9 protein-coding genes and 4 pseudogenes are annotated in these 20665 nt (G+C 64.0%); 3 read left to right on the top strand and 10 right to left on the bottom strand.

Features of this window, described 5'->3' with window-relative positions; all coding sequences use genetic code 11:
* Positions 1–6 precede the first annotated feature (6 nt).
* The 3 genes and pseudogenes from QEG98_RS31415 to alaS form a co-directional block, all read right to left on the bottom strand.
* Positions 7–2751: pseudogene (locus tag QEG98_RS31415) on the bottom strand (TIGR02266 family protein); the annotation flags it as partial.
* On the bottom strand, positions 2748–3401 hold the full coding sequence (locus QEG98_RS31410) for a hypothetical protein (protein ID WP_316563909.1): 654 nt from the start codon (positions 3399–3401) through the stop codon (positions 2748–2750). The gene QEG98_RS31410 and the pseudogene QEG98_RS31415, both read right to left, overlap by 4 nt.
* On the bottom strand, positions 3398–6094 hold the full coding sequence (gene alaS, locus QEG98_RS31405; RefSeq protein WP_316563908.1) for an alanine--tRNA ligase: 2697 nt from the start codon (positions 6092–6094) through the stop codon (positions 3398–3400). Before alaS ends, QEG98_RS31410 begins: the two co-directional genes overlap by 4 nt.
* 1622 nt (positions 6095–7716) lie before the next feature.
* Here alaS and QEG98_RS42345 point away from each other — a divergent pair.
* From QEG98_RS42345 to QEG98_RS31395, 3 genes and pseudogenes are all read left to right on the top strand, one after another.
* Positions 7717–12945, top strand: a complete 5229-nt coding sequence (locus QEG98_RS42345; protein WP_410477871.1) for an RHS repeat-associated core domain-containing protein — start codon at positions 7717–7719, stop codon at positions 12943–12945.
* Between the two features lie 45 nt (positions 12946–12990).
* Positions 12991–14227, top strand: a pseudogene (locus QEG98_RS31400) (IS3 family transposase).
* A 14-nt stretch (positions 14228–14241) separates the two neighbouring features.
* Positions 14242–14799, top strand: a complete 558-nt coding sequence (locus QEG98_RS31395) for a hypothetical protein (protein WP_316563907.1) — start codon at positions 14242–14244, stop codon at positions 14797–14799.
* A gap of 231 nt (positions 14800–15030) precedes the next feature.
* Here QEG98_RS31395 and QEG98_RS42340 read toward each other — a convergent pair whose 3' ends face one another.
* The 7 genes and pseudogenes from QEG98_RS42340 to QEG98_RS31365 all read right to left on the bottom strand — a co-directional run.
* Positions 15031–15198: an integrase core domain-containing protein gene (locus QEG98_RS42340; protein WP_410477870.1), complete on the bottom strand. Its 168-nt coding sequence runs from the start codon at positions 15196–15198 to the stop codon at positions 15031–15033.
* Entirely contained in the window at positions 15179–15853 is a 675-nt protein-coding gene (locus QEG98_RS31390) for a DDE-type integrase/transposase/recombinase (protein ID WP_410477869.1), read from the bottom strand. Before QEG98_RS31390 ends, QEG98_RS42340 begins: the two co-directional genes overlap by 20 nt.
* A 48-nt stretch (positions 15854–15901) precedes the next feature.
* On the bottom strand, positions 15902–16441 hold the full coding sequence (locus tag QEG98_RS31385; protein WP_316563906.1) for a hypothetical protein: 540 nt from the start codon (positions 16439–16441) through the stop codon (positions 15902–15904).
* Between the two features lie 337 nt (positions 16442–16778).
* A complete protein-coding gene (gene istB / locus QEG98_RS31380) occupies positions 16779–17537 on the bottom strand; it encodes an IS21-like element helper ATPase IstB (RefSeq protein ID WP_316563905.1) in 759 nt (252 codons plus the stop codon).
* Positions 17534–19159: an IS21 family transposase gene (istA, locus tag QEG98_RS31375; RefSeq protein ID WP_316563904.1), complete on the bottom strand. Its 1626-nt coding sequence runs from the start codon at positions 19157–19159 to the stop codon at positions 17534–17536. Before istA ends, istB begins: the two co-directional genes overlap by 4 nt.
* Positions 19160–19263: 104 nt before the next feature.
* Positions 19264–19953 (bottom strand): annotated as a pseudogene (locus QEG98_RS31370) (ISNCY family transposase); the annotation flags it as partial.
* 177 nt (positions 19954–20130) lie between these two features.
* A pseudogene (locus tag QEG98_RS31365) lies at positions 20131–20484 on the bottom strand (transposase); the annotation flags it as partial.
* Positions 20485–20665 lie beyond the last annotated feature (181 nt).

The following is a 20665-nucleotide window of genomic DNA, read 5'->3' as shown; positions in this document are numbered from 1 at the left end:
GCACTGGCGGTCGGTGAAGTGCGTGGGGGCACAGATGACGGCGCGGGTTGCCTTGCGGCCCAGGTGCGTCGCGGCGGCATGCTTCAGCTCGCGAAGCAGCATGGCCGTGAAGAGCGTGGGTGAGATGACGCGGCCCCGGACCTCCACGGCGGAGTCCCCATTCGTGTCCGTGGTGACGGGGAAGGGGAGCAACGGGGCGAGCCAGCGAAGTTGCGGAGAACGCGGCTTCAGACCCAGCAGCCGCTTGAGACCGGAGATGGCACGGCGGGGGGCACGTTGGCCTTCCGTCTGAGCCGTGGCGCCGACGACGAGGTCGCCGGTGCCGTTCACCGCGATGAGCGCGGGAAGGTCCGTGGTGGTGGTGCCGGGGAGGGGAATGAGCTTGGGCATCCCCTCCTGGACGACGGCGACGCGCGCATGTGAGGTGCCCAGGTCGATGCCCAGCACGACCTCGGGGAGCGCGGGCGTCGAGGCCGGCTGGGGAAGGGGGACTTCAAGCAGGGCACGGCGGCGGTTGCGTGGCACGTCCGCGTCCTGAGGGACGGGGGGCGTGGGCTCGGATTCGGTACGGACTGGGGCTGCTTCCGTGTTGGACAGAGACGCTTCATCCGAGGCCACGCTGGGGCGCACGCTTTCGGGATCGGCGGTGCGCCGCCCATGCGGCTCGGCAGTCGCGTGTGTCGGCTCTGGTGGTGGACTCGACTCGGCCGCGGGGGCTGCACTGGCTGCCGCCTGGGGCGGGGTGTCACCTGATGTGGAGGCGTCCTGCGAACGCTCAGCGGACTTCGCAGCCGGAGCGGCGGGCGCCGTCTTGTCGATGCCAGGTGCGCTCGGGAGCGCGGCCATCGTCTTTGCGGATGAAGCCTCGCCGGGAGCACTGCCGGACGGGTCATCCGTGTTGGCCGTCGTCGTAGATTCGGACGCGATACCCGGGCCACTTTTTTCAGTGGTCGGCGCCGCTGCTTGGGGCTCGGCCGCTGCCTCGTTGTTTGCCTCGGCGACGGGCGCATCGCTCTGTGGTGACGTCGCGGACGGGGGCTGCGCGGTGGATGCGTCACCTGCTCCGGCGTCGGACTGTGCACGAGGGCGCGCGGCCGTCGCGGACGCCTCCGGGGATGCTACGTGACCTGCCTCGATGGTGGGCTCGACGCTTGTGGTCGAAGTGGCAGTTGGCGTTTCAGTCCGTACTGCGCCCCCTGCTTGGGCATCGCGCTTTTCACTCGCGGTTGCCGCCGTCCCGGAGGATGTCGAGGCTGTTTCGTTACCCTCGCCGGTGTCGGGCTCGACGCTTGCGGTCGATACCTCTGCGGTTGCTCGAATCGTGGATGTATCGCTGCCCTTGGCGGTGGGCTCGGACCTCGTGGTCGCAGATGTCGCGGAGGGTTCCGTGGCTGCTTCGTTGGCGGGAGCAGTGCTCGTAACTGGCGTCGTCGCGGAGGGTTCCGTCGTTGCAGGCGTGCCAGCTTCCGCGACGATTGGGGTGTTCGCCTGAGAGACAGATGCTCCGTGGGGCGCCGCTGCATCTGCATCCGGCGCTGGGGCGGAAGAGTCGTCACCGACGGCTTCGTCGAGTTCAGCGGGCGCGGGTCCACCAAGACCAGGCGGGGATCCAGGGACCGCGGAGGGCTCGGCTGCTGCATGCGCATCATCGCCTGCCTCCGGGGCGGGCGGGATACGAAGCAGCGTTTGAGGCGGCTCCTCTGGCTCGACCGAGGCCAGCGCGTCGGAGGCTTTCGCCGTCAGGTCCGGAGTCGCGGTCGCTGTCGGCGCAGTGCCGGCGCCGGTTGACGAATCCTCCGGGACGAGTGGCGCTTTGGCGGGTTCACCGAGGCCGTGTCGCTCGGCTACGGCATTCGCATTGCCACCTTCATCCTCGGACGCCGCGAGGCTCGCAGTGATGGCGAAGTCGAGCCCGTCACTCGAATCAGCTTCAAAGCGCGGAGCGACAGGTCCCGGACGCGAGTCCGCGTCTTGAGTGCTCGGAGCCCCTGAATCAGTGAAAGCACTCCTGCCGAACGCGTCAGAGGCATCAAGTGAGCCCGTGTCCGCCTCACCGGACACCGCATGCGCGTCCGTGCTGGACGCAGGCTCATCCGGTACTTGCTCAGACTCGGAGGACGGAGCAGCCGTGCCGGAGTCCGGCACTTCCGCGCGTGCGTCATCATCCGCCGTAGCTGTCTCGGAACTGGGCGTGAGTTCCGGCACCGCCACAGTACTCGCGAGAGCGGCTCCGTTGGCAGCCACCGTGTCAGGAACTCCCGTCGGCGTACCTTCGACGCGCGCATCCTCCCGCGAGGGCTCGCGGGTGGGAACCGAGGCACGCACGGCATTCGAAACCTTCGCGCCGGGTGTGCGGCGAACGAGTCCCGGGGGGGGAGCAGGGGCCGGAAGAGGGGGCGTGACCTGGGCGGGAGCTTGTGGCTCCGCGCTTCCGGTACGTTTCGACACCACCCGGTCGATGAGCGCCTTGCTTGCTGCGTCCAGCTTCACGAAGCGCACCGTCATGCCGGTACGCCCGCCCACCGCGTCCACCTGGGCCTTCACGACGACGCCTTCGCCGCGAAGCAGGCGTGTCCCATCTGCAAGGACGAACTCGAACGCCAGCCCGGTACCTTCGGGCTTCATGGCGCGCGTGGCGACGAACACGCCACCGCGCGCCACGTTCGAGCCGTACTTGTCGATAAACTCCTCCTCCGTCGTGTACGGGAGGCGGATGCGAAGCGGGAGGAGCTTGGACGCTGTCCCGCTCATTTCAAGGGAATCCGCACATCCCCCCCGGAGCCCTGAAGCAACAGGTGTAGCCCGTCGTCCCGAAGGGCCTCCGGAGGAAGCTCGAACAGGAGAACCACGTCGGTGCGCTCGTCTGGAGCCCAGGTGCGCCGAAGGGGGCGAGTGCCCCCGACGACCTGGGCATCCCGGGCCACGGTGTACGACTGGCCTTCAGCCCCGAAGAGCTTCGCCCCGTCCAGGTCCAGGGTGAGCGGCGTGCCGCCCACGTTCTGCGTCATGAGCTGCACGCGGAAGAACAGGTCCTCGGAGGTCAGGCTCACCTTCCCTGAGCCCTTCACCGAGTGCGACGCGTCCAGGCCGGTGAGCTTCACGGACAGGGTCTCCAGGCGCACGGCGTCGTTGGGGGCGGGAAGCTCCCATGCGCGCTCGGTGGGGACGTTGATACCCGCGGCCAGGCCCGCGAGGTTCGCGTTTGGGTCTCCGCGCGTGGCCTCGGGGCCCTGGGAGGGACGGCCGCCCTGGTTCACCCGGTCCACTTCCTGGCGGAGCTTCTGAAGCGTCCGGTCGTCACCCGTACCCGCGTAGTCAGGCACGGACTCCTCCTTGCAGCCACCCAGGACGAGCGTGGCCGCCAGGAGCGCTACGGAAGCGGAGGCCCGGTGGTTCATCACGCGGTGCCCACGCCCTTCACCAACTCGTACAGCTTCTCCAGCGCCGCGGGGAGCTTCGAGGCATCAGGGCCGCCAGCCTGGGCCATCTCGGCCTTGCCGCCGCCCTTACCGCCGACTTCCTTGGCCATCTCGCGCACCAGCGCGCCGGCGTTGATGCCCTTGGCCACGACGTCCTTGGTGGCCGCGACCAGGATGATGGCCCGGCCGTCCTTCTCGCCGCCGATGGCGACCACGCCCGAGCGGATGCGGTCACGGAGCTGGTCCGCCATGCCGCGCAGGACGTTGTCGTCCGCCGCGTCCACCTGGGTGGCCAGGACCTTCATGCCATTCACATCGCGAGCCTGCTCCAGCAGGTCCTTGCTGCTGGCCGTCTGCGCCTTGACGGCCACTTCCTCGACCTTGCGCTCCAGCTCCTTCACGCGCTTCTGGGTCGCCTCGACGCGCTTGGAGACTTCCTTCGGGTTCGACTTGAGCAGCTCGGCCACCTTGCGCAGCTCGTGTTCCTGCTCGCGGACGTACTGGAGCGCGCCGATGCCCGTCAGCGCGACGATGCGGCGCACGCCGGACGCCACGCCGCTCTCGCTGGCAATCTTGAACAGGCCGATGTCACCGCTGCGGCGCACGTGGGTGCCGCCGCACAACTCGGTGGACTCGGGGTGTACGGTGACGACGCGAACCGTCTCGCCGTACTTCTCGCCGAACATGGCGACGGCGCCGGACTTCTTTGCGTCCTCCAGGCTCATGATGCGCGTCTCGGCCCCCGCGTTGTCGCGAATCCAGCCGTTGACCAGGTCTTCGACCTGCTCGAGCTGCGCGGACGTGGCGGGCGAGAAGTGCGCGAAGTCGAAGCGCAGGTAGTCCGGCGCTACGACGGAACCCGCCTGCTTCACGTGCTCACCGAGTACGAGCTTGAGCGCCTTGTGGAGCAGGTGCGTCGCGGAGTGGTTCGCACGGATGGACTTGCGGCGCTCCGAGTCCACGCCGGCCTGGACCATGTCGCCGACCTTGAAGGTGCCCTCGGAGACTTCCACCGAGTGGACCACGAGGCCCGGCACGGGGCGCTGCGCATCGGTGACCTTGGCCACCGCCTTGCCTCCGTGGCCGACGATGCGGCCGGTGTCGCCCATCTGGCCACCGGACTCGCCGTAGAAGGGCGTGCGGTCCAGGACCAGCTCCACCGTGTCGCCTTGCGTGGCCTGCGTGACCTCGGCGCCGTCCTTGACGATGGCCCGGATGCTGCCTTCGCCTTCGTGTCCCTCGCCCTCATAGCCGAGGAACTCCGTCGTCCCGAGCCGCTCCGCCAGCTTCAGGTAGATCTCGCCCGTGGCCTTGTCGCCAGAGCCCGCGAACTTGTTCTTGTCCGCCTCTTCCTTGAGGCGCTCCTCGAAGCGGACCAGGTCCACGTCGAGGCCGCGCTCCCGGGCGATGATCTGCGTGAGGTCCCACGGGAAGCCGTAGGTGCCGTGGAGCAGGAAGACGACGTCGCCGGAGAGCTGCTTGCCGCCGGCCTTCTGCAGCTCGGACAGCTCCTCCTCGATGAGCTTGAGGCCGCGGCTGAGCGTCTGGCGGAAGCTCGTCTCCTCGTGCCGGCAGACCTCCAGGACGAAGGTGCGGCTCTCCCGGAGCTCGGGGTAGGCGTCGCCCATCAGCTCGATGACGCGGTCGACGACCTTGAAGAAGAAGACGTCCTCCAGGCCCAACTGCTGGGTGCCGTGCCGGATGGCGCGGCGCATGATGCGGCGCAGGACGTAGCCGCGGCCCTCGTTGGAGGGCTGGACGCCGTCCGAGATGAGGAACGCCGCCGCGCGGCTGTGGTCCGCGACCACGCGCTGGGACGCGCCGGACTCCTGCGAGTAGGGCTTGCCGCACAGCTCGCTGACGGTGGCGAGGATGTTCTGGAAGAGGTCCGTCTCATAGTTGGACCGCTTGCCCTGGACGACGGAGGCGATGCGCTCCAGGCCCGCGCCGGTGTCGATGGACGGCTTCGGCAGGGGGATGAGGGGCCCGTCCTTCTCCTTGCGCTCGAACTGCATGAACACGAGGTTCCAGATTTCGAGCCACCGGTCGCAGTCACAGGCGACGCCCTGACACTTCTTGCCCTCGGCCTCTTCGACACAGGGGATGTCGTCGCCCTGGTGGTAGTGGATTTCGGAGCAGGGGCCGCAGGGGCCGGTGTCGCCCATGGCCCAGAAGTTGTCCTTGAGGCCGAGCTTGTAGAGGCGCTCGGCGGGGACGCCCTGCTTCTTCCACAGCTCGTAGGCCTCTTCGTCCCAGGGGGTGCCGCCCTCGCCGTTGAACACGGTGACGGCGAGCCGGTCGGTGGACAGGCCGAGCGTCCGGGTGACGAACTCCCAACCGTACGCGATGGCGTCGGCCTTGAAGTAGTCGCCGAAGGAGAAGTTCCCGAGCATCTCGAAGAACGTGTGGTGCCGGGCGGTGAAGCCGACGTTGTCGAGGTCGTTGTGCTTGCCGCCGGCGCGCACGCACTTCTGCGACGTGGTGGCGCGGCGATAGTCGCGCGTCTCACGGCCGGTGAAGACGTCCTTGAACTGCACCATGCCCGCGTTGGTGAACATCAGCGTCGGGTCGTTGGCGGGCACCAGGGAGGAAGACGCCACACGGCGGTGGCCGCGCTCCTCGAAGAATTTGAGGAACGCCTCGCGGATCTCGGAGGCGGTCAGGGCGGAAGGCATGGTGTGGGTATATGCCACAAGAGGCGGCTTCGCAGGAGTTCTTGGAGGTTGCATGAGGTGCCGGACGACCCCGGGAATACCGGACTGACCCGGCCGGTGGCCCGGGATGGGGGCCAGCGGGAGGGAGCCAGCTTCTTGCGGCAGGGGGCAGGTCGACTGGGGGGCACACAGGCAGAAGCCGCACTTTGAGTGTGAGCCGGGGACTGCTCAAGAGTGCTCGTTCGCAAGGAGGGGACAAGCGACGCCGAACCGTGACCGGACACCTGGCAAATACCTGGATTTAAAATTTTGTTTGTTAATCTTGAGTCTGGGTGTTTGAGGGCCGCGCAATTGAATGCTGTGCGTGGCCGCCAGCCACGCTTGTCAAGCGGGCGCTGAACTGTCGGTGCTGGCGCAACGACTTTGCTGAAGGGAGTTGTGGGTCTTGCCAGAATTCCTCTCCCTATAGTTTAGTAGTTCACTATTTCTAGGATGTGTAGGAGTGCGCGGTTCGCTGGGTGAGGCTTGACTGCCTCAGAAGTCGAAAAGCAATTGCGCCTCGGTACACCATGAGAAGCGTCTCCCCGGAGGTGAAGAAGGTGTCACGGTCGCTGCGTGTAATTGTTTTTGGCTGGTTTTGTCTGGCCTCTTCGGCATGTGAAAGGTCGGAATCGTTGCCGCCAGCGCCGTTGGACAGCATGGTTCTACGGGAGCATAGGCCTTTGCAGGCTGCGAAGCCCACCAAGGAAGTGGGTGAGAGTTGCACCCAAGCAGGCGCGAGTGAATGCCAATCGGGACTCTGTCTCCATGTGGCCCCCGGAGGAAGAGCCCAAGGGTACTTTTGCAGTCAGGCCTGTGCCGACGGTGCTGGATGTCCTGCTGGATGGGGGTGTGCGCAATTGTTTCCGGGGCAGCCCGGAAACGTATGCGTACCGCCTCCGACGTGGGTGGGGGCAGCCGCCCGTGGTGCCTCAGACAAGTAAAGATTGCCTTTGGCTTACGTGAAAATCTCCTCTCGGTATTGGCTATATGAATCCTCGAATCGTTAATGGAGCGTTGCTGGCTGCGTTGCTCATCACGCTGCCGCTGTTCGCCCAGTCTGGTACAAGTAAAATTCCGGTGCAGGAGTCTCCATCGCTGGATTTAAGTGCATCGACATTCTGCGAGGATAACGGATGGGAAGCATGTGGAGAGCAGTCTCCATCGGCATACTGCTGTAGCGACACTCAGGTGTGTACAAACTCCCTTTGTTGTAATGCCGGTGGGTTTGGCTGTGGAACGCGCGAAGGTATCCATGCTTGCTGTATGGGGACCAACATTTGCATTCCAGAGGAAGGTAGATGCGTTGGTACCGGAAACTGCCCCGAAGGGCGAGTGGAGTGCGGGAAGGTATGCTGCGGCCTTTACGCCTTGTGTGATCTTGAATCAAATACATGTATCCCTTTAGGGGGCGGGGGCTTCCCGGATGGGGGAACCTCATCCGACGACGGAGGGAGTGATGGGGGGACCTCATCCGACGACGGAGGGAGTGATGGGGGACCTCATCCGACGACGGGGAGTGATGGGGGGGGCCAAGACCTCCGGGGCCGAGAAACCCATCACCTACAGACTGTGAAGGGCCAAAATGTCAGTGCAGTGCTCTTATGGTGGGCGACCCGGTATACCTCCTGGAGGGAAGTAGCTTCGTTCCTGTAACAGATGTTGAGATTCCTGGGGCACTTGGCTCGCTTATGTTCAGGCGCTTCTACACCTCAAGCCCTGAAATGTGGCGGACCGAGGCGCCCTTGGTTGGGGTTCCGAAGCCGTTTGGCGCGAGCCTTGCGTCTGCTGATTCCGTGGAGTGGTGGCATGAGTACCTTTCATTGGTTCGGGTCAATGACAATGATGACGTATGGTCGGTATGGCATCCGGGAGGAGGTGTCAGTCACTTCGTTGCTTGCTCCGGAGTTCCCTGTACGGCAGCGCCTCATTGGTCCAATAGTAGCATTCCTGAGCGGCTTCAGCGGACCACTCAGGGGTTCATCCTCAAGCACAATTCGGGTGAGACCTATCACTTCGAAGCCCCCTTTGTTTCTGCGGGAGCGACTCAGGCAGAACGTTATTTCCTGACGGCAGTGAAGACGGCAACGGGGGGCACCCGGCTTAGCTTGAGCTACGCCCCTCCATCTGTTTCAGCTTCATGCCCCGCTGGAGCGGCCGGAACCGGATTCGGTGTGCCGTATCTGGCATCTGTGGAGAGTGCGGGAACTGTTCTCACGTTTGGATATTCAGACTTGTCGCCTGTTGGTGGCGGCCTTGAGTGCGTAATTGATCGGGTCGACCTGTTGGCGCCGGGGCAGCCTGCCGTTAGCGCAGTGCAGTACTCCTACGCTTCCGATGGTGTGGCCGAACGCCCGGGCCGTATTGCGGCGGCGCAGTGGGCGTCGCGGTCGGAAAGCTATGACTATACGTCAGGCCAATTAGTACAGCTCTCTTCTGATGGCAGGAGCGTCGTCCACACTCAGGGAGTGGACGGCAGGGTCATCTCATCGGTAACGACAGGAGAGCAGTTGGCAATTGCAGGTTATGATTCCTGGGGAAGGTGCCAGCCTGGCTCCAATTGCTGTGGAGCCGTCCCCATGCGACGCACCGTAACGACGGAGAGCGCTGGTCGAGGGGACGGAACGGATGGTGGATCGGGCCTTGTTCGGACTTACGAATTCATATCGGAGTTGAGAGGTGGTGGGACACCTCGACTGTATCGCACTATAGATAGTTGCTCGGTGCTCAGGTACTGCTCTGCCGGAACCACCCAATCTGAATGGGAGTGCGGCACTTCGACGTCGCCAAGTTATGAGAAGGCTCGAAAGGATAAGCGCGGGAACTGGGAGGTCTACAGTTACAACACTCCTGATGCGGGAATGCCGGCCGAGAAGACCGCGGTGTACAGGGGGGCAAGCAGCATGGCTGGAACGGATGCGCTGGAAGAAGAGACATTCCAGTACACTGATGGCGCGCAGGGAGAGCGCTTGTTGGCGGCATCCGAGAAACCCAGCATCTTGGGGGGCGTGGGGGCACGGGCGCGCACTGCGCATCAATATGAGTCCGCAACCAACAGACTGAAGGCGACCATCCGCAGCGGCTGGACTCGAGTCCGTAGTGGCTCTGGTGTTTGGACCACACAGCAGCGCTTCATTGGGACGTTTTACTTTGCAACGCGCGTTGCCACTGGCGAAATCCTGCCAGATCCATTGGGGCGAACGCTTGAGGTACATGGTCCCTGTTTTGTGAGCAGTGAGTCGGCGACAGATTGTGCGGGGGGGGAATACCCCTTGACTCAGTATCACTACTGGCCTTCGACGGAGAATTCGCCGCGAAAGAACCGTCTTCGGTCAGTGTATACGTATGCCTCGCCTACGGCTCCTCCGCTCGTGACGACCTACGCCCAATATGATCCGTGGGGAAATGCGACGGAGATTGTTGATGCCAACGGGATTAGCACCCTCCTTGTCTATGATGAGTCGCGACTCATTTCCTTTCAGACAGGTAGCGGAGGAACGACTTACTTTGGCTATGATAATGGCCGACAGACATGGGTGCAGCACCCTGCTGGAAGCTATGATGTCTTTTGCTACCGAACAGGTACAGTAGGCGAGACGTGTGCCGGTGGTGCGTTGACGGACCAGTTGCAGTGGAAGGCCAAGTCGGCGGACTCAGTCGGTTCGTCTTGGACTGAACGAGTGGAATACACTTATTGGCCTGATGGAACGCTCCGGGAGGAACGTTTTGTTTCCCCTTCAGCAAATGGGCCCGAGGTGAGACGAATTCAGCAGTATGCTGCTGACGCCCATGGTCGCCCTACATGGCAGTCCTGGGGCACCGGAACAGGCAGTTACGAACAAGCACGGCTCTTTGATGGCGCCGATAATATGGTTGGCTTTGGGCTCCCTCGGAATAATCCGCCAGCTCACTGCGGCGGCGTTGGCGGAACCGATGGAATGCCACAGTCTAGTGCTTGTGTCGGGTTGGCCTATGACAGGGCGAACAGGCTCTCGTATGTGGCTGAAAATCGAGCAGGTGCTGCATGGAGGACCTGCTTCGAGTACGATGCGCAGGGGAACACGTCATCGGTGCGTCCGGGGTGCCCTGTGTCAGGCGCCTGCGCGAGTTGCATGGAGCCCGCATTGACTTATGTCTTTGACGACTTCGGGCACGTGGTGGAGGTTTCCTTGCCGAGTGCGGAGGGGCCTGAGCGGTCCCAATATGATGCATCGGGAAATGTTGTAATCAAGGAAACTGAGTCGATGCGGCGTAGTGGGGAGGCGGTCGGATATGGGTACGACTCTCTGTCCCGCTTGGTTGAGGCAAGGCGTCTGTATACCCTTCCTGCCGCGGGGGATGAGTTGCTATATGCTTTGCGGTACGATGGCTGGGGAGTAGTTGACTCCAGTTGTTTGCAGCCGCAGTTCACATTGGGCCGCCTTCGCGCACGCATAGATTCGTTTGGCACCACCTGGTATCGCTACGATGAGTCCGGACGTGTGATTGCTGAGGTTCGTCTCCGCACTGGAGAAACCTCTTGTGTGGGTGAGAGCCTGAATACGCTCTATCAGTATACGGCCAATGGAGACTTGAGTCAGATTCGCTATCCACGTGGTCGTACTGTGACCTACGTTTTGGGGACGGGTGGTGCAGCCAGTCGGGTTGCTGCAATCGATGTTTCGCTCTTCGATGGGGGTTCCTGGAGCACATCAAGACTCGTGAGCAATGTCGTGTGGGAGCCATTTGGTGGGCTGCGTGGGTACCAGTTGCACCATTTGGCGGAAGGGAATCTGAGTGGTGTTGAATACATGTTGGGCGACAATAGCTCGGTTGCACCGAGTGCCTCTGCGCGCTGCTCTGCTGTTCCGCCTTCTGTCGAAAATTCTGACCGTACAGGTCGCCTGCGCTCGCTACGGGTGTCCTCCGGGCCGTTGAGCCAAGGGCAGGGGGGGGGCGATATCTATAAACGCACGTATAGTTGGCAGAAAGATCAGGTTTGGAGAATTGATACCTGCGTGCTAGGTGCTACGAATGCGAAGGAACAGACGTTTGAGTATGATAACGTCATGCGTTTGACGGTTTCGACGGGGAGTTCGAGTGCGTATTCGTACTCTGGGCGTTCGTATTCCTATTCTCCTCGTGGCAATCGGACGTCGGCTATTGAGGACTCGCAGGGGGTGGCGATGACCTACGGGACGTCACCCTTGGTGGACCGACTGCTCGGTCGTGTGTATTCGATGGATGATGCTCTGGCTGAAGAGTACACGTACGATGTAGATGGTCGCGTATCGGAGAAGCGGCTGGGACGGCTGAACAGCACTTCTCCGATAAGGCCATGGCTTGAGTTTGCCTATGGGCAGTCGGCCGAAGTCGCTACCGACACGGTGTTTCGTTCGGTGGTTGTGAACGGCTTGGCCTATAATTATTACTATGATGCATTGGGGCGGCGACGCTCGAAGGTGTACCCTAGTGGCGCACGCGACGAGTTCTTCTATGATTTGAAGAACCAACTGCTGAGTGATCAAGGCGTAGATACGGTTGGATTCCCTGCTAGCTACTTCGTGGAAGACGACTACGTGTGGCTGGACGGACGCCCCGTTGTTCTTGTTCGTGGTCGGTTCGCTACGGACTGGAGTCGGGCGTCAGATTCTTCATCCGAGTGCGCTCGAAATGGCGAGGATGCACGTTGTGGCGTGTACTTCCCTGTCACCGACCATATCGGGATGCCAGTCCTCATGATGGACTCCTCGCGGCAGATGGCGGGCTTGGGTGAATATGAGCCATATGGTCATGTCAACCGGAAAGTCGTTGCGCGAGGAACTGCGCACCCGTATGGCAATAGTTTGAATGCGTCTGTAGCGAGCTGCGCTCAGGCAGTGTCGCCGACGGTCAATCCGTCGACGAGTGTCCGTGTGCGCGTTCGATTCGGACTGGTAGATACCGAGTCAGACAATGGGACCCCGCTGGATTATGCCGTGCTACGCCACGCTGGCGGTTCAACCCCTCCTGTGGCGGGTCCATTCGGTGGGAGGCTTCAGGGGCCGCAGGTTACTCAGTGGGTCGCGCCGTCGAGCACCGGTGCGTTGGACGTTGCCTTCATCTCAAATGCAAGTAACTGTTGTCCTACCGCGGCTGGAGGGCTTGACTGTAACCCCGCGACTTGCGCGCAAGCGCCGAGTTATCCGTACGGTGGAGTGTCGGTTCAGTCCTGTGAGTATCAGCGTTACCAGACAGGGGCTCAGCCCTTCTGGACGCCAATACGCTACCCGGGTCAATATTTTGACGCTGAGACGGACCTCTTTGAAAACTGGAATCGATACTACGACCCCAGTATCGGGCGGTATCTGCAGCCGGAGTCGTTGCTGGAGGACCCGGAGTTCGTAAAGGGCATGGCGCAGCGGGGGCTGAGCACGCCCGCGTATGGCTACGCGCTTAACAATCCAATGCACTTCGTTGACCCAACTGGTGAGAATCCAATTAATCCGGCTTGCGCAGTTGTGGTTAATGTGTACGGTTGGGATTTGGCGACGGCTGCATTTGGTACTGGAGTCGGAGACGCAAAGGCGCACTGTTATACTACTTGTCTCATTGCGCAGTTGTGTGGGACTACGCCAATTTCTTCCCTTAACAGTGCGGGGGCATGGAGCCTTGGGCTGGCCATGGAGGTGGCGGATGCGATCGTTAAGGCGATCAGGAGGGTGCGTATCAGTGATAATATTGAGGATGGATATGCAGACGTTGACAGTAATACTTGTGGGATCGACCCGCGCCGTGGCGACTCGTGCAAGGAACGATGCAGAGACCACACGGGGATGCGGCGCCCTCGGGTGCAGAGGTATCCTCCGCCCTAGGATTTCTTGAGACACCTCACAGGGGGATAACCTCCCCCTCGTGAGATGGATGTGAAGAGGCAGCAGAAGCAAGACAGGACGGCGGAGCGCGGTCGCTTCTCGGCGAAGCGGAAGAAGGAAGCCGTGCTCCGGTTGCTCAAGGGCGAGGAGCTCGACGCGCTGTCGCGCGAACTGGGCGTCACCGCGGCGGTGCTGAGCGAATGGCGGGAGAAGTTCCTGGCCGGCGCCGAGGCCAACCTCAAGAGCCGTGAGCCGGAGCCGGCAGACGATGAGGTGCTGCGGCTGAAGGCCATGGTGGGCGAGTTGATGATGAAGAACGAGTTACTCGCGGAGAAGGCCCGGCTCTTGGAGGACAACGCGCCGGGTTTTCCCTGGAGGAAGTCGAGAGGATGAGCGCCTGTCTCTCGCCTTCCAGTGGCAAGCGGTACGGGCTGGCGCTCGTGACGGCCACCTGGCGCGTACCCCGCGTCACGGTGTACCGGCGCCGTGCCCGCCTGCACACCGTGGCTGCTCCGGCAGCCCGGCGTGGCCCCAAGATGGCGCTGACGGACGAGGCGCTGCTGGAGGCAATCCACGGCGTGCTGGCGGCTTCGCCCTTCCTGGGCGAGGGGCATCGCAAGGTGTGGGCACGGCTACGTGCCCAGGACGTACGCACCTCGAAGGCGCGCTGTCTGCGGTTGATGCGCGAGGCAGGTCTTCTGGCACCGGGCCGCGCCCGCCGGGTGCTGGGGCCGCGCAACCACGATGGCACGATTACCACCGACAGGCCCGACGTCATGTGGGGCACCGACGCCACTTGCACGGTGACGACGCTTCAGGGGCAGGCCGCCGTCTTCATCGCCGTCGACCATGGCACTACCGAGTGCGTAGGCATCCACGCCGCCAAGGTGGGAAGCCGCTTCGAGGCGCTCGAGCCCATTCGCCAAGGCGTCAAGGCGCGCTTCGGTGCGTACGGACAGGGCGTGGCTTCAGGACTGTCCATTCGCCACGACAACGGCAGCCAGTCACCTCCGACGTCTTCCAGAGCGAGCTGCGCTTTCTGGGGGCCGCCTCCAGTCCGTCCTTCGTCCGCAGTCCCGAGGGCAACGGCTGTGCCGAGCGCTTCATCCGCACCCTCAAGGAGCAACTCCTCTGGGTGCGCACCTTTGCCACCGTGGAGGAACTCCGCCTGGCCCTGCTGAAATGGGCCCACCGGTACAACGAGCACTGGCTACTTGAGCGCCACGACTTCCTTTCGCCGAGTCAGGCCCGGCGGGAGCTGATGCTGAATCAAGCGGCCTGATTACGAACAACCTGGTGTCTCAACAACCCGGTGCGGTACAAGTATTGGAAATGGGGACGACTCGCCGTAGATTTTGTCTGCTCGCTATGACGGTGGCAGTTGCAGTTCTCGTTGTGGCGGGTGTCGTTGCGCTTTCGATGTTCGCCTGGCAGGTGAAGAGAATCGATCGACGCTACTCCCATGGGCACCAGCCACATGCCGAAGGGATGGGTTCCGGTGAGTGGCTCCCTTCCTTTGTGCCCGCCAATGCGGTGGACATTGTGCAGCGACATAATCTGGATTGGGATGTGGTTCATGGAGTCTTTAGTGTCCCCTCCAGCGATGTGCCCTCACTTGTAGACGAGCTTGATCCGATTCAAGGGGAATGCGTGCTTTCGCTCCCGGTAGACACACTTGGAGAATTTCCGCTCAAGGAGCAAGAAGTGACGTGTGCCCGGCTACGGGCTCTGGGCTTCTCCGTGTTCCGGGTTGAGCCGACTTTGGGCGGAGTGGCGACCGACAAATGGGGCTATATCGTGCTTGTTGATGAGCGAAGCGGCGCGGTTCTCTATTGGTCCGATGCCTTCCGATGACGCATTCGTAGTTCTCTTGTAATCCTGAGTCGTCCCCTCACTTGAGCAGTGATGTTGCCCCGGTTCAGTGGCTCTCCCGCACTTCTTGTGGACCGTAGGCTCAAATGTTGAGCAGCACGCGACGACGCAGCAGGTCGAAGCTGGCGCGGCCGTACATCTGACGCTTAATGAGTTTGAGCTTCGTGATTTGGCCCTCGGCCTGGTGGAGTTGCCCCCGTCAAATCGGACAGCTCAGGCTTGGGAATTAGCAGTACGGAACTCGCGGGGTGACATCATCTTCAATCCTCGATGAGGGTGGCAGCGGTTGTAGTCGTCGAACCAGGCGGGCAGTTGGACGGGGACGTGGGGAGCCGAGGGCAACTCATTGACGTACACGTAGTCACGCTTGAACGTCTTCACGAAAGCCTCGGCCATGCCGTTGCTTCCGGGGAGTAGGCGGGCGTGGTTCATACCAGCAAACCGAGGCTGAGGCCGAAGTTACGGGTGTCCTTGGCGGTGTAGACGGGCCGTTGTCGGACAGCCACTCCACCGGGTGGGGCGCCTTTGAGATGCCCGGGCCGAAGCGGGCTTCGAGCGTCTCGGTCATGAGGTCCTGGATGGTGAGCGAGGTGGGAGGCTGGGCGGCGGCCTGGAAGGCGATGGCCTCCCTGTCGCAGCAGTCGAGGCTGAATGCGACGTGAACGACTTCGCCATTCCAGCAACGCACCTCGAAGCCGTCGCTGCACCACCGCAGGTTGGACTTGAGGGTGACGACCTGGCCCTCATGAGTACGCGTCGGCTTGCCGGTATGCCGTTGCAGCAGCAGGCGGCCTTGGCGCATGAGACGGTAGACGCGCTTGTGGTTGAGGGCGGGCCTGCCCTCCTGACGGCGCTGCCGGTTGAGGACGGCGCCGGCTCGGCGGAACCCGTAGGTGGCGCGTTGGCCGACAACGGCCTTGAGTTCCTCCAGCGCCTGGTGGCCGGCATCGGTGTCGGTCGCCCGGGGCCGCCGAGGTCCCGGAGTGCGCATCAGGTTGGAGCGAGAGACGCCCAGCACCCGAGACACCGCACTCACAGCATGCCCTCCAGCTTCGACAAGGCCGCGGGCGAAAGCAGGTTTTTTCTACGCCGGCAATGCTCTCCTGAGCTCCCGCTCAATCGCTGCGAGGTAGGCGTTCGGATTGGCCCGGAATCGACGGCCCAAGATTCGCGCGTATTTCCGTCTTCGAAGGGAGGCACGCAGATTCCTCCACGCGATGATGTCTTTGGGGGCCAGTTCCGCGCCGACAGTGGGGGCAAGTCGGGTCGCCACTGCGGCGACGACTCGCACCTGTCCGCGCACCACCAGGCCCTCGCTTCCGCGGCGCCGGCCCGAGGCCCGGCGCTCGTGGTAGCGGCAACTGCCAAACAGGTGCTCCAAGTCATTGTCCGTGCGAGGCAGGCCGGGTACGTCGTAGCAATGGAAGAGGCCGGGCCAATAGCGACGCGTCTCCAGGAGGAAATGGGCCAGCGCCGCGCGGTGGGGGGAGCGGGCGCGTCGCACGGCATGCTCCAGTGCACCGACAAGGCCGGCCATGCGCCTTTTGACGTGACAGCCTTTCTGGCCGGAGGCATTGGTGAGGAATTCGGCGACACGCTCTACCCACCGGAAGGCCGCCTTCAATGGTGGCCACATCCTCGCCGTCTGCATCAGACCGCGCCTCAATAGCAGGCGCAGCCGATTCATTTCTCTGGCGCGCGCCCCCCTTTTTCTGCCCGGCGGAGACTCGCTTCAATCGCTCGCAGTCGCCGGTGCAACTCCAAGCCGGAGGGCTTCAGGGGCGGGCGCCTGTCGTCCGTCAAGGCGCTGCGCACCGCGGCGCAGTAGCCACGGACGGCCTGTGCTTGGGCGTCCTGGCGCCCTTCGACGGCGCGCTCGATCCTCAATGGTCACGTGAAAACCGGCCAAAGAGGGTCCCTTCAAAACCGGCCAAAGGGAGAGGACCGAGACAGGAGGACTCCTACCCCGCGGACTCGGAGGTCCGCAACTCCATGGCCCCCTTGGTGCGCCAACTGCGGGGACCGAATTGGACGACGTGGGCATGGTGCAGCAGACGGTCGAGCATGGCGGCCACGGCGGCGTTGTCCCCCAAGAGCTTCCCCCAGTCCTCCACTGGCCGGTTGGAGGTGATGAGGGTGGAGGCCTTCTCGTAGCGGCGCATGATGAGCTCGAGCAGGTCCTCGGCGGCGGTGGCCGGCAGCTTGCGCATGCCGAGGTCATCGATGATGAGCAGAGGAGCGCCGGTGAGCGCATCGAGCTTCTGGCGTCGGGTGCCTTCGAGGCTTGCTTCGGCGAGCTCCTCGAGCAGGTGGTGCGCCTCGCGGTAGAGGACGCGGTGGCCCTGGGATTGGATGACGGCGCGGCCGAGGGCCTGGGCGATGTGACTCTTGCCGGTGCCTGGAGGGCCGAGGAAGAGCGCGTCCTCGCGTCGCTCCACGAAGCCGCCGGTGGCCAGCTCGAAGACGAGGCGGCGATTCATCTTCTTGTTGAAGTCGAAGCCGTCGAGCGTCTTGCCCGCGTCGCGGAAGGCGCCCTGCTTGAGGCGGCGTTGGATGAAGCTGTCGCTTCTGCGAGTCAACTCGTCGTTGACGAGGGCGGAGAGGAAGTCGAGTGGAGCAAGCTTCTCGGCTTGCGCCTGGAGGATGCGGGCCTCGACGGCCTGGGCCATGCCGGACAGGCGCAGGGTGGTGAGGGCGCGGGTGATTTCGACGAGATTCATGTCTCGGTGTCTCCTGGGTGAGGGGTGGGCTGAGTCAGACGGGCGATGACGTCGCGGTAGTGGGTGAGCTCGCGGATGAGCGGGTCGACCTGGCGCAGGGTGACGGGAGTGGGCGTGCGTCTTTCGAGGTAGCGGCGCACGAAGCGGTAGGTGGGGACGCCCACCTCGAGAGCCACCTCGCAGGCGTCGTCCAGGGCAGCGGCGCCGTGCTTCTTCGCCAGGGACAGCACGCCCAGGATGCGGCGGGTGCCCGTCTCACCTTCTCGGCGGTGCACCTCGGCGCAGAGGGCGGCGACGCCGCGTCCAGCCCTGGCGGCGCGCTCGAGAAGTTGCACGGTGGTGCGCGGCGCGTGGGAAGGCCTGTCCTCCTCGCGTGTGCGGTGGTGGCCGCGAGGGGCCCGGGTGTGCTCCCGGAGCAGTTGCCCCGTAGCGGGCAGCAGCAGGCGGACGTGGAGGCTGTCCCACTGCACGTGCAGCTTGCGGCCGATGTGTCCCGGGGGCACCGAGTAGTACGCGCCGTCCACCTCGACGTGCCCGTCCAGGTGCACCACTCGCTCACCGTAGGCGTAGTAGCGGAAGGGCTCCACGGGCAGGGCCAGCAGCCATGGGCGCTCCTCGCCGAACATGGCGGCCACCTGGCGCTTGGTGGTGCCGTGGATTCGCGTGTCCGCCCACTTCGCCTCCCACGCGTCGAGGTAGGCCTGGGCGGCCTCCAGCGACTCGAAGCGCAGGCCCTTCAGCGGCGTGCGCTGCGCGTGGCCCACCGCCGACTCCACCTTGCCCTTCCTGTCCGGGTGGCGGACTCGGGCCGGCAGAGCCGAGGCCCCGTAGTGGGCCAGCACGTCCCGGAAGAGCGGATTGAGGGCCGGCTCGTAGACGTCGGCCGCCAGCACGCCCTCACGCAGGTTGTCCAGCACCACCGTGCGCGTCACGCCTCCCAGCCGCCGGAAGGCCTCCTCGTGCAGTTGCGCCCACGCGCGGCTGGAGGACTTCCAGCACAACAGCCGCACCGACTTGCGGCTGTAGCCCAGCGTCATGACGAACATGCGCGTGCGCCGGTATTTCCCCGTCTCCGGGTGGCGCACCATGGGCCCCTCCCCATAGTCCACCTGCGCTTCCTCCTCCGGCGCCGTGTGGATGACGGCCTTGGCCTCCGGGCCCTGGCTGTCGCGCAATGCCCGGACGAAGCGGCGCACGCTGATGTAGCTGCCCGTGTAGCCCTGCGTGTCGACGAGTTCCTCGTAGATGGCGCGCCCGTTGCGACCCACCTCTATCCGCTGCCGCACCAGCTCGACGTAGGGCGCGACGATGCTCGCCGATACGTGCCGGACTCCGGCTCGGCTGCGCGGCATGGCGTCGGTGGTCCCCTCATTGGCCGGTTTTGCTCCGGCGGCCTCGGCCGCAGGCTCGCTCGCCGCGCTCGCCTCGGTGGTCCCCTCATTGGCCGGTTTTGACTTGCCCCACCGGCGCGGTGGACGGATGCCCACGCCCGCGGCCTTCAGGTAGCCGCTGGCCGTCTCACGGCGGACTCCCGTCGCGTCCTCGATGCGTCTCAGACTCCAACCCAACCGCCCCAGGGCGATGACCTGCTGCTTCTTCTCGTCGCTCAAGACGTTGCCCATCCCCCGGGCGGACTCCACGTCCTACCCGGGCGTCAACGTCTCGGCACTCCCCATTGGCCGGTTTTCAGGGGACCTTCATTGGCCGGTTTTGGGTGACCACTGAGGTCGATAACCCGCACTCCTCGCACATGACTCTTCAGCAGCTTCTTGGCGTGCCGGTCCGCTTCGTAGAGGGGGCGGGCCGCTTCACGCAGGTAGTGGAAGTGGCAGAGTTGGTGAGGCACCCCAGGCAGCGCCGAGGCCACCGCGTTGCGGATGGAGCGCTGGCCATCCGAGACGACTCCGGCAATGGGCACCGCCAGCGCCGCATGCACCTCCTGGAGCAGCGGGACCAACTCCGCCTCGCCACTGCCCAGCAAGCTACGGGCTGCCAGCACCTCGCCGGAGAGGCAGTCGCGCACCACCCACAACACCTCATGGCCCACCTCGGGCTGTAAGCCGTCCATGGCCAACACCACCCGGCCCTGTTGACGTGTCACCTGCTGCAGTCGCCGACAGTCAGTCATTCGCAGTGCCAGCAACTCATCGTACCGGTCGAGTTGGTTGGTGACACTGCGCTCGGAAATGGAGACGCCCCGTGCGCGAAGAACTGCATGGATTTCCGGGACGCTGCGGTGCTCGTGGTAGCGCAGTGCCCCAATCAAGGCGATGACGTCCAGGCCGAACTCATGGTCCGGCAGCGCCCACCGGCCCTCTTCTTCGGCACGCACGGGCTTCAAGTACAACGGGCAACCCTTCCGGTGGCACACTCGCACCTGCACCTTGAGGGCGACCACCGCCTCCAGCGTCACCACGTTCCGCCGTGCCCGGTAGTCCGCTGGGGCGGGCCCTCCGCACGCGGAGCACTGCCGTCGATGGTTCTCCAACCCCACCTGCCTGCTCGCCGGTGGGTGGGCAGTCGTGCGTCCCATGGTGCCACCTCCCTATGGAGGCAACACCGAGGAGGGCAGGAGGTATTTGCCGGCGTAGTTTTTTTCGCGCGCCAGGGCAATCGCGTCCCGCAGGATTTCCACCTCCTGCGTCTTCTTGCCCAACATCCGCTGCAACTCGCGCACCTGCGCCTTGAGTTGCTGCATCTCGGACTCGGGCACCACGGCCTCGCCGGCCTTCAGCCCCGACACACTGCCGGCCTCCTTCAGCTGCCTCCAGCGGAACAACTGGCTGGGGTTGACGCCGTACTTGCGCGCCACCAGCGACACACTGCTGCCGGGCGCCTCTGCCTCGGAGCGCATCCGTAGCTTCTCCTCTGCCGAGTAACGGCGCCGCCGTCCTCCCGGCTCGGCACCATCCGCCTCCGGGGCGACCTCTGTCGTCTTCTTCTCCATCATCAGACTCGCTTTCTAGCCGAACGAGCCTGTCCGACTCTTCAGGGGGCTACACCAGCTACTCCGTCCAGGAAGTGCGAGGGCTACTGCTTTCTCTGCTGCGGCGGACCGTGGTGCCACTCGCGCACGTCTTGGCCTGGAGCCGCTGGCGACGCCACCACCAAGCCGTGGCCATGCACTG

Source organism: Myxococcus sp. MxC21-1 (genome assembly GCF_032612255.1).
Lineage (GTDB): Bacteria > Myxococcota > Myxococcia > Myxococcales > Myxococcaceae > Myxococcus > Myxococcus virescens.
This window is presented reverse-complemented; position numbering and strand designations above follow the sequence as displayed.

Coding starts and splice junctions, on each gene's coding strand:
- alaS (WP_316563908.1), bottom strand. CDS start 6,094: ATGCCTTCCGCCCTGACCGCCTCCGAGATCCGCGAGGCGTTCCTCAAA.
- QEG98_RS42345 (WP_410477871.1), top strand. CDS start 7,717: ATGGTGGGCGACCCGGTATACCTCCTGGAGGGAAGTAGCTTCGTTCCT.
- istB (WP_316563905.1), bottom strand. CDS start 17,537: ATGAATCTCGTCGAAATCACCCGCGCCCTCACCACCCTGCGCCTGTCC.
- istA (WP_316563904.1), bottom strand. CDS start 19,159: ATGGGCAACGTCTTGAGCGACGAGAAGAAGCAGCAGGTCATCGCCCTG.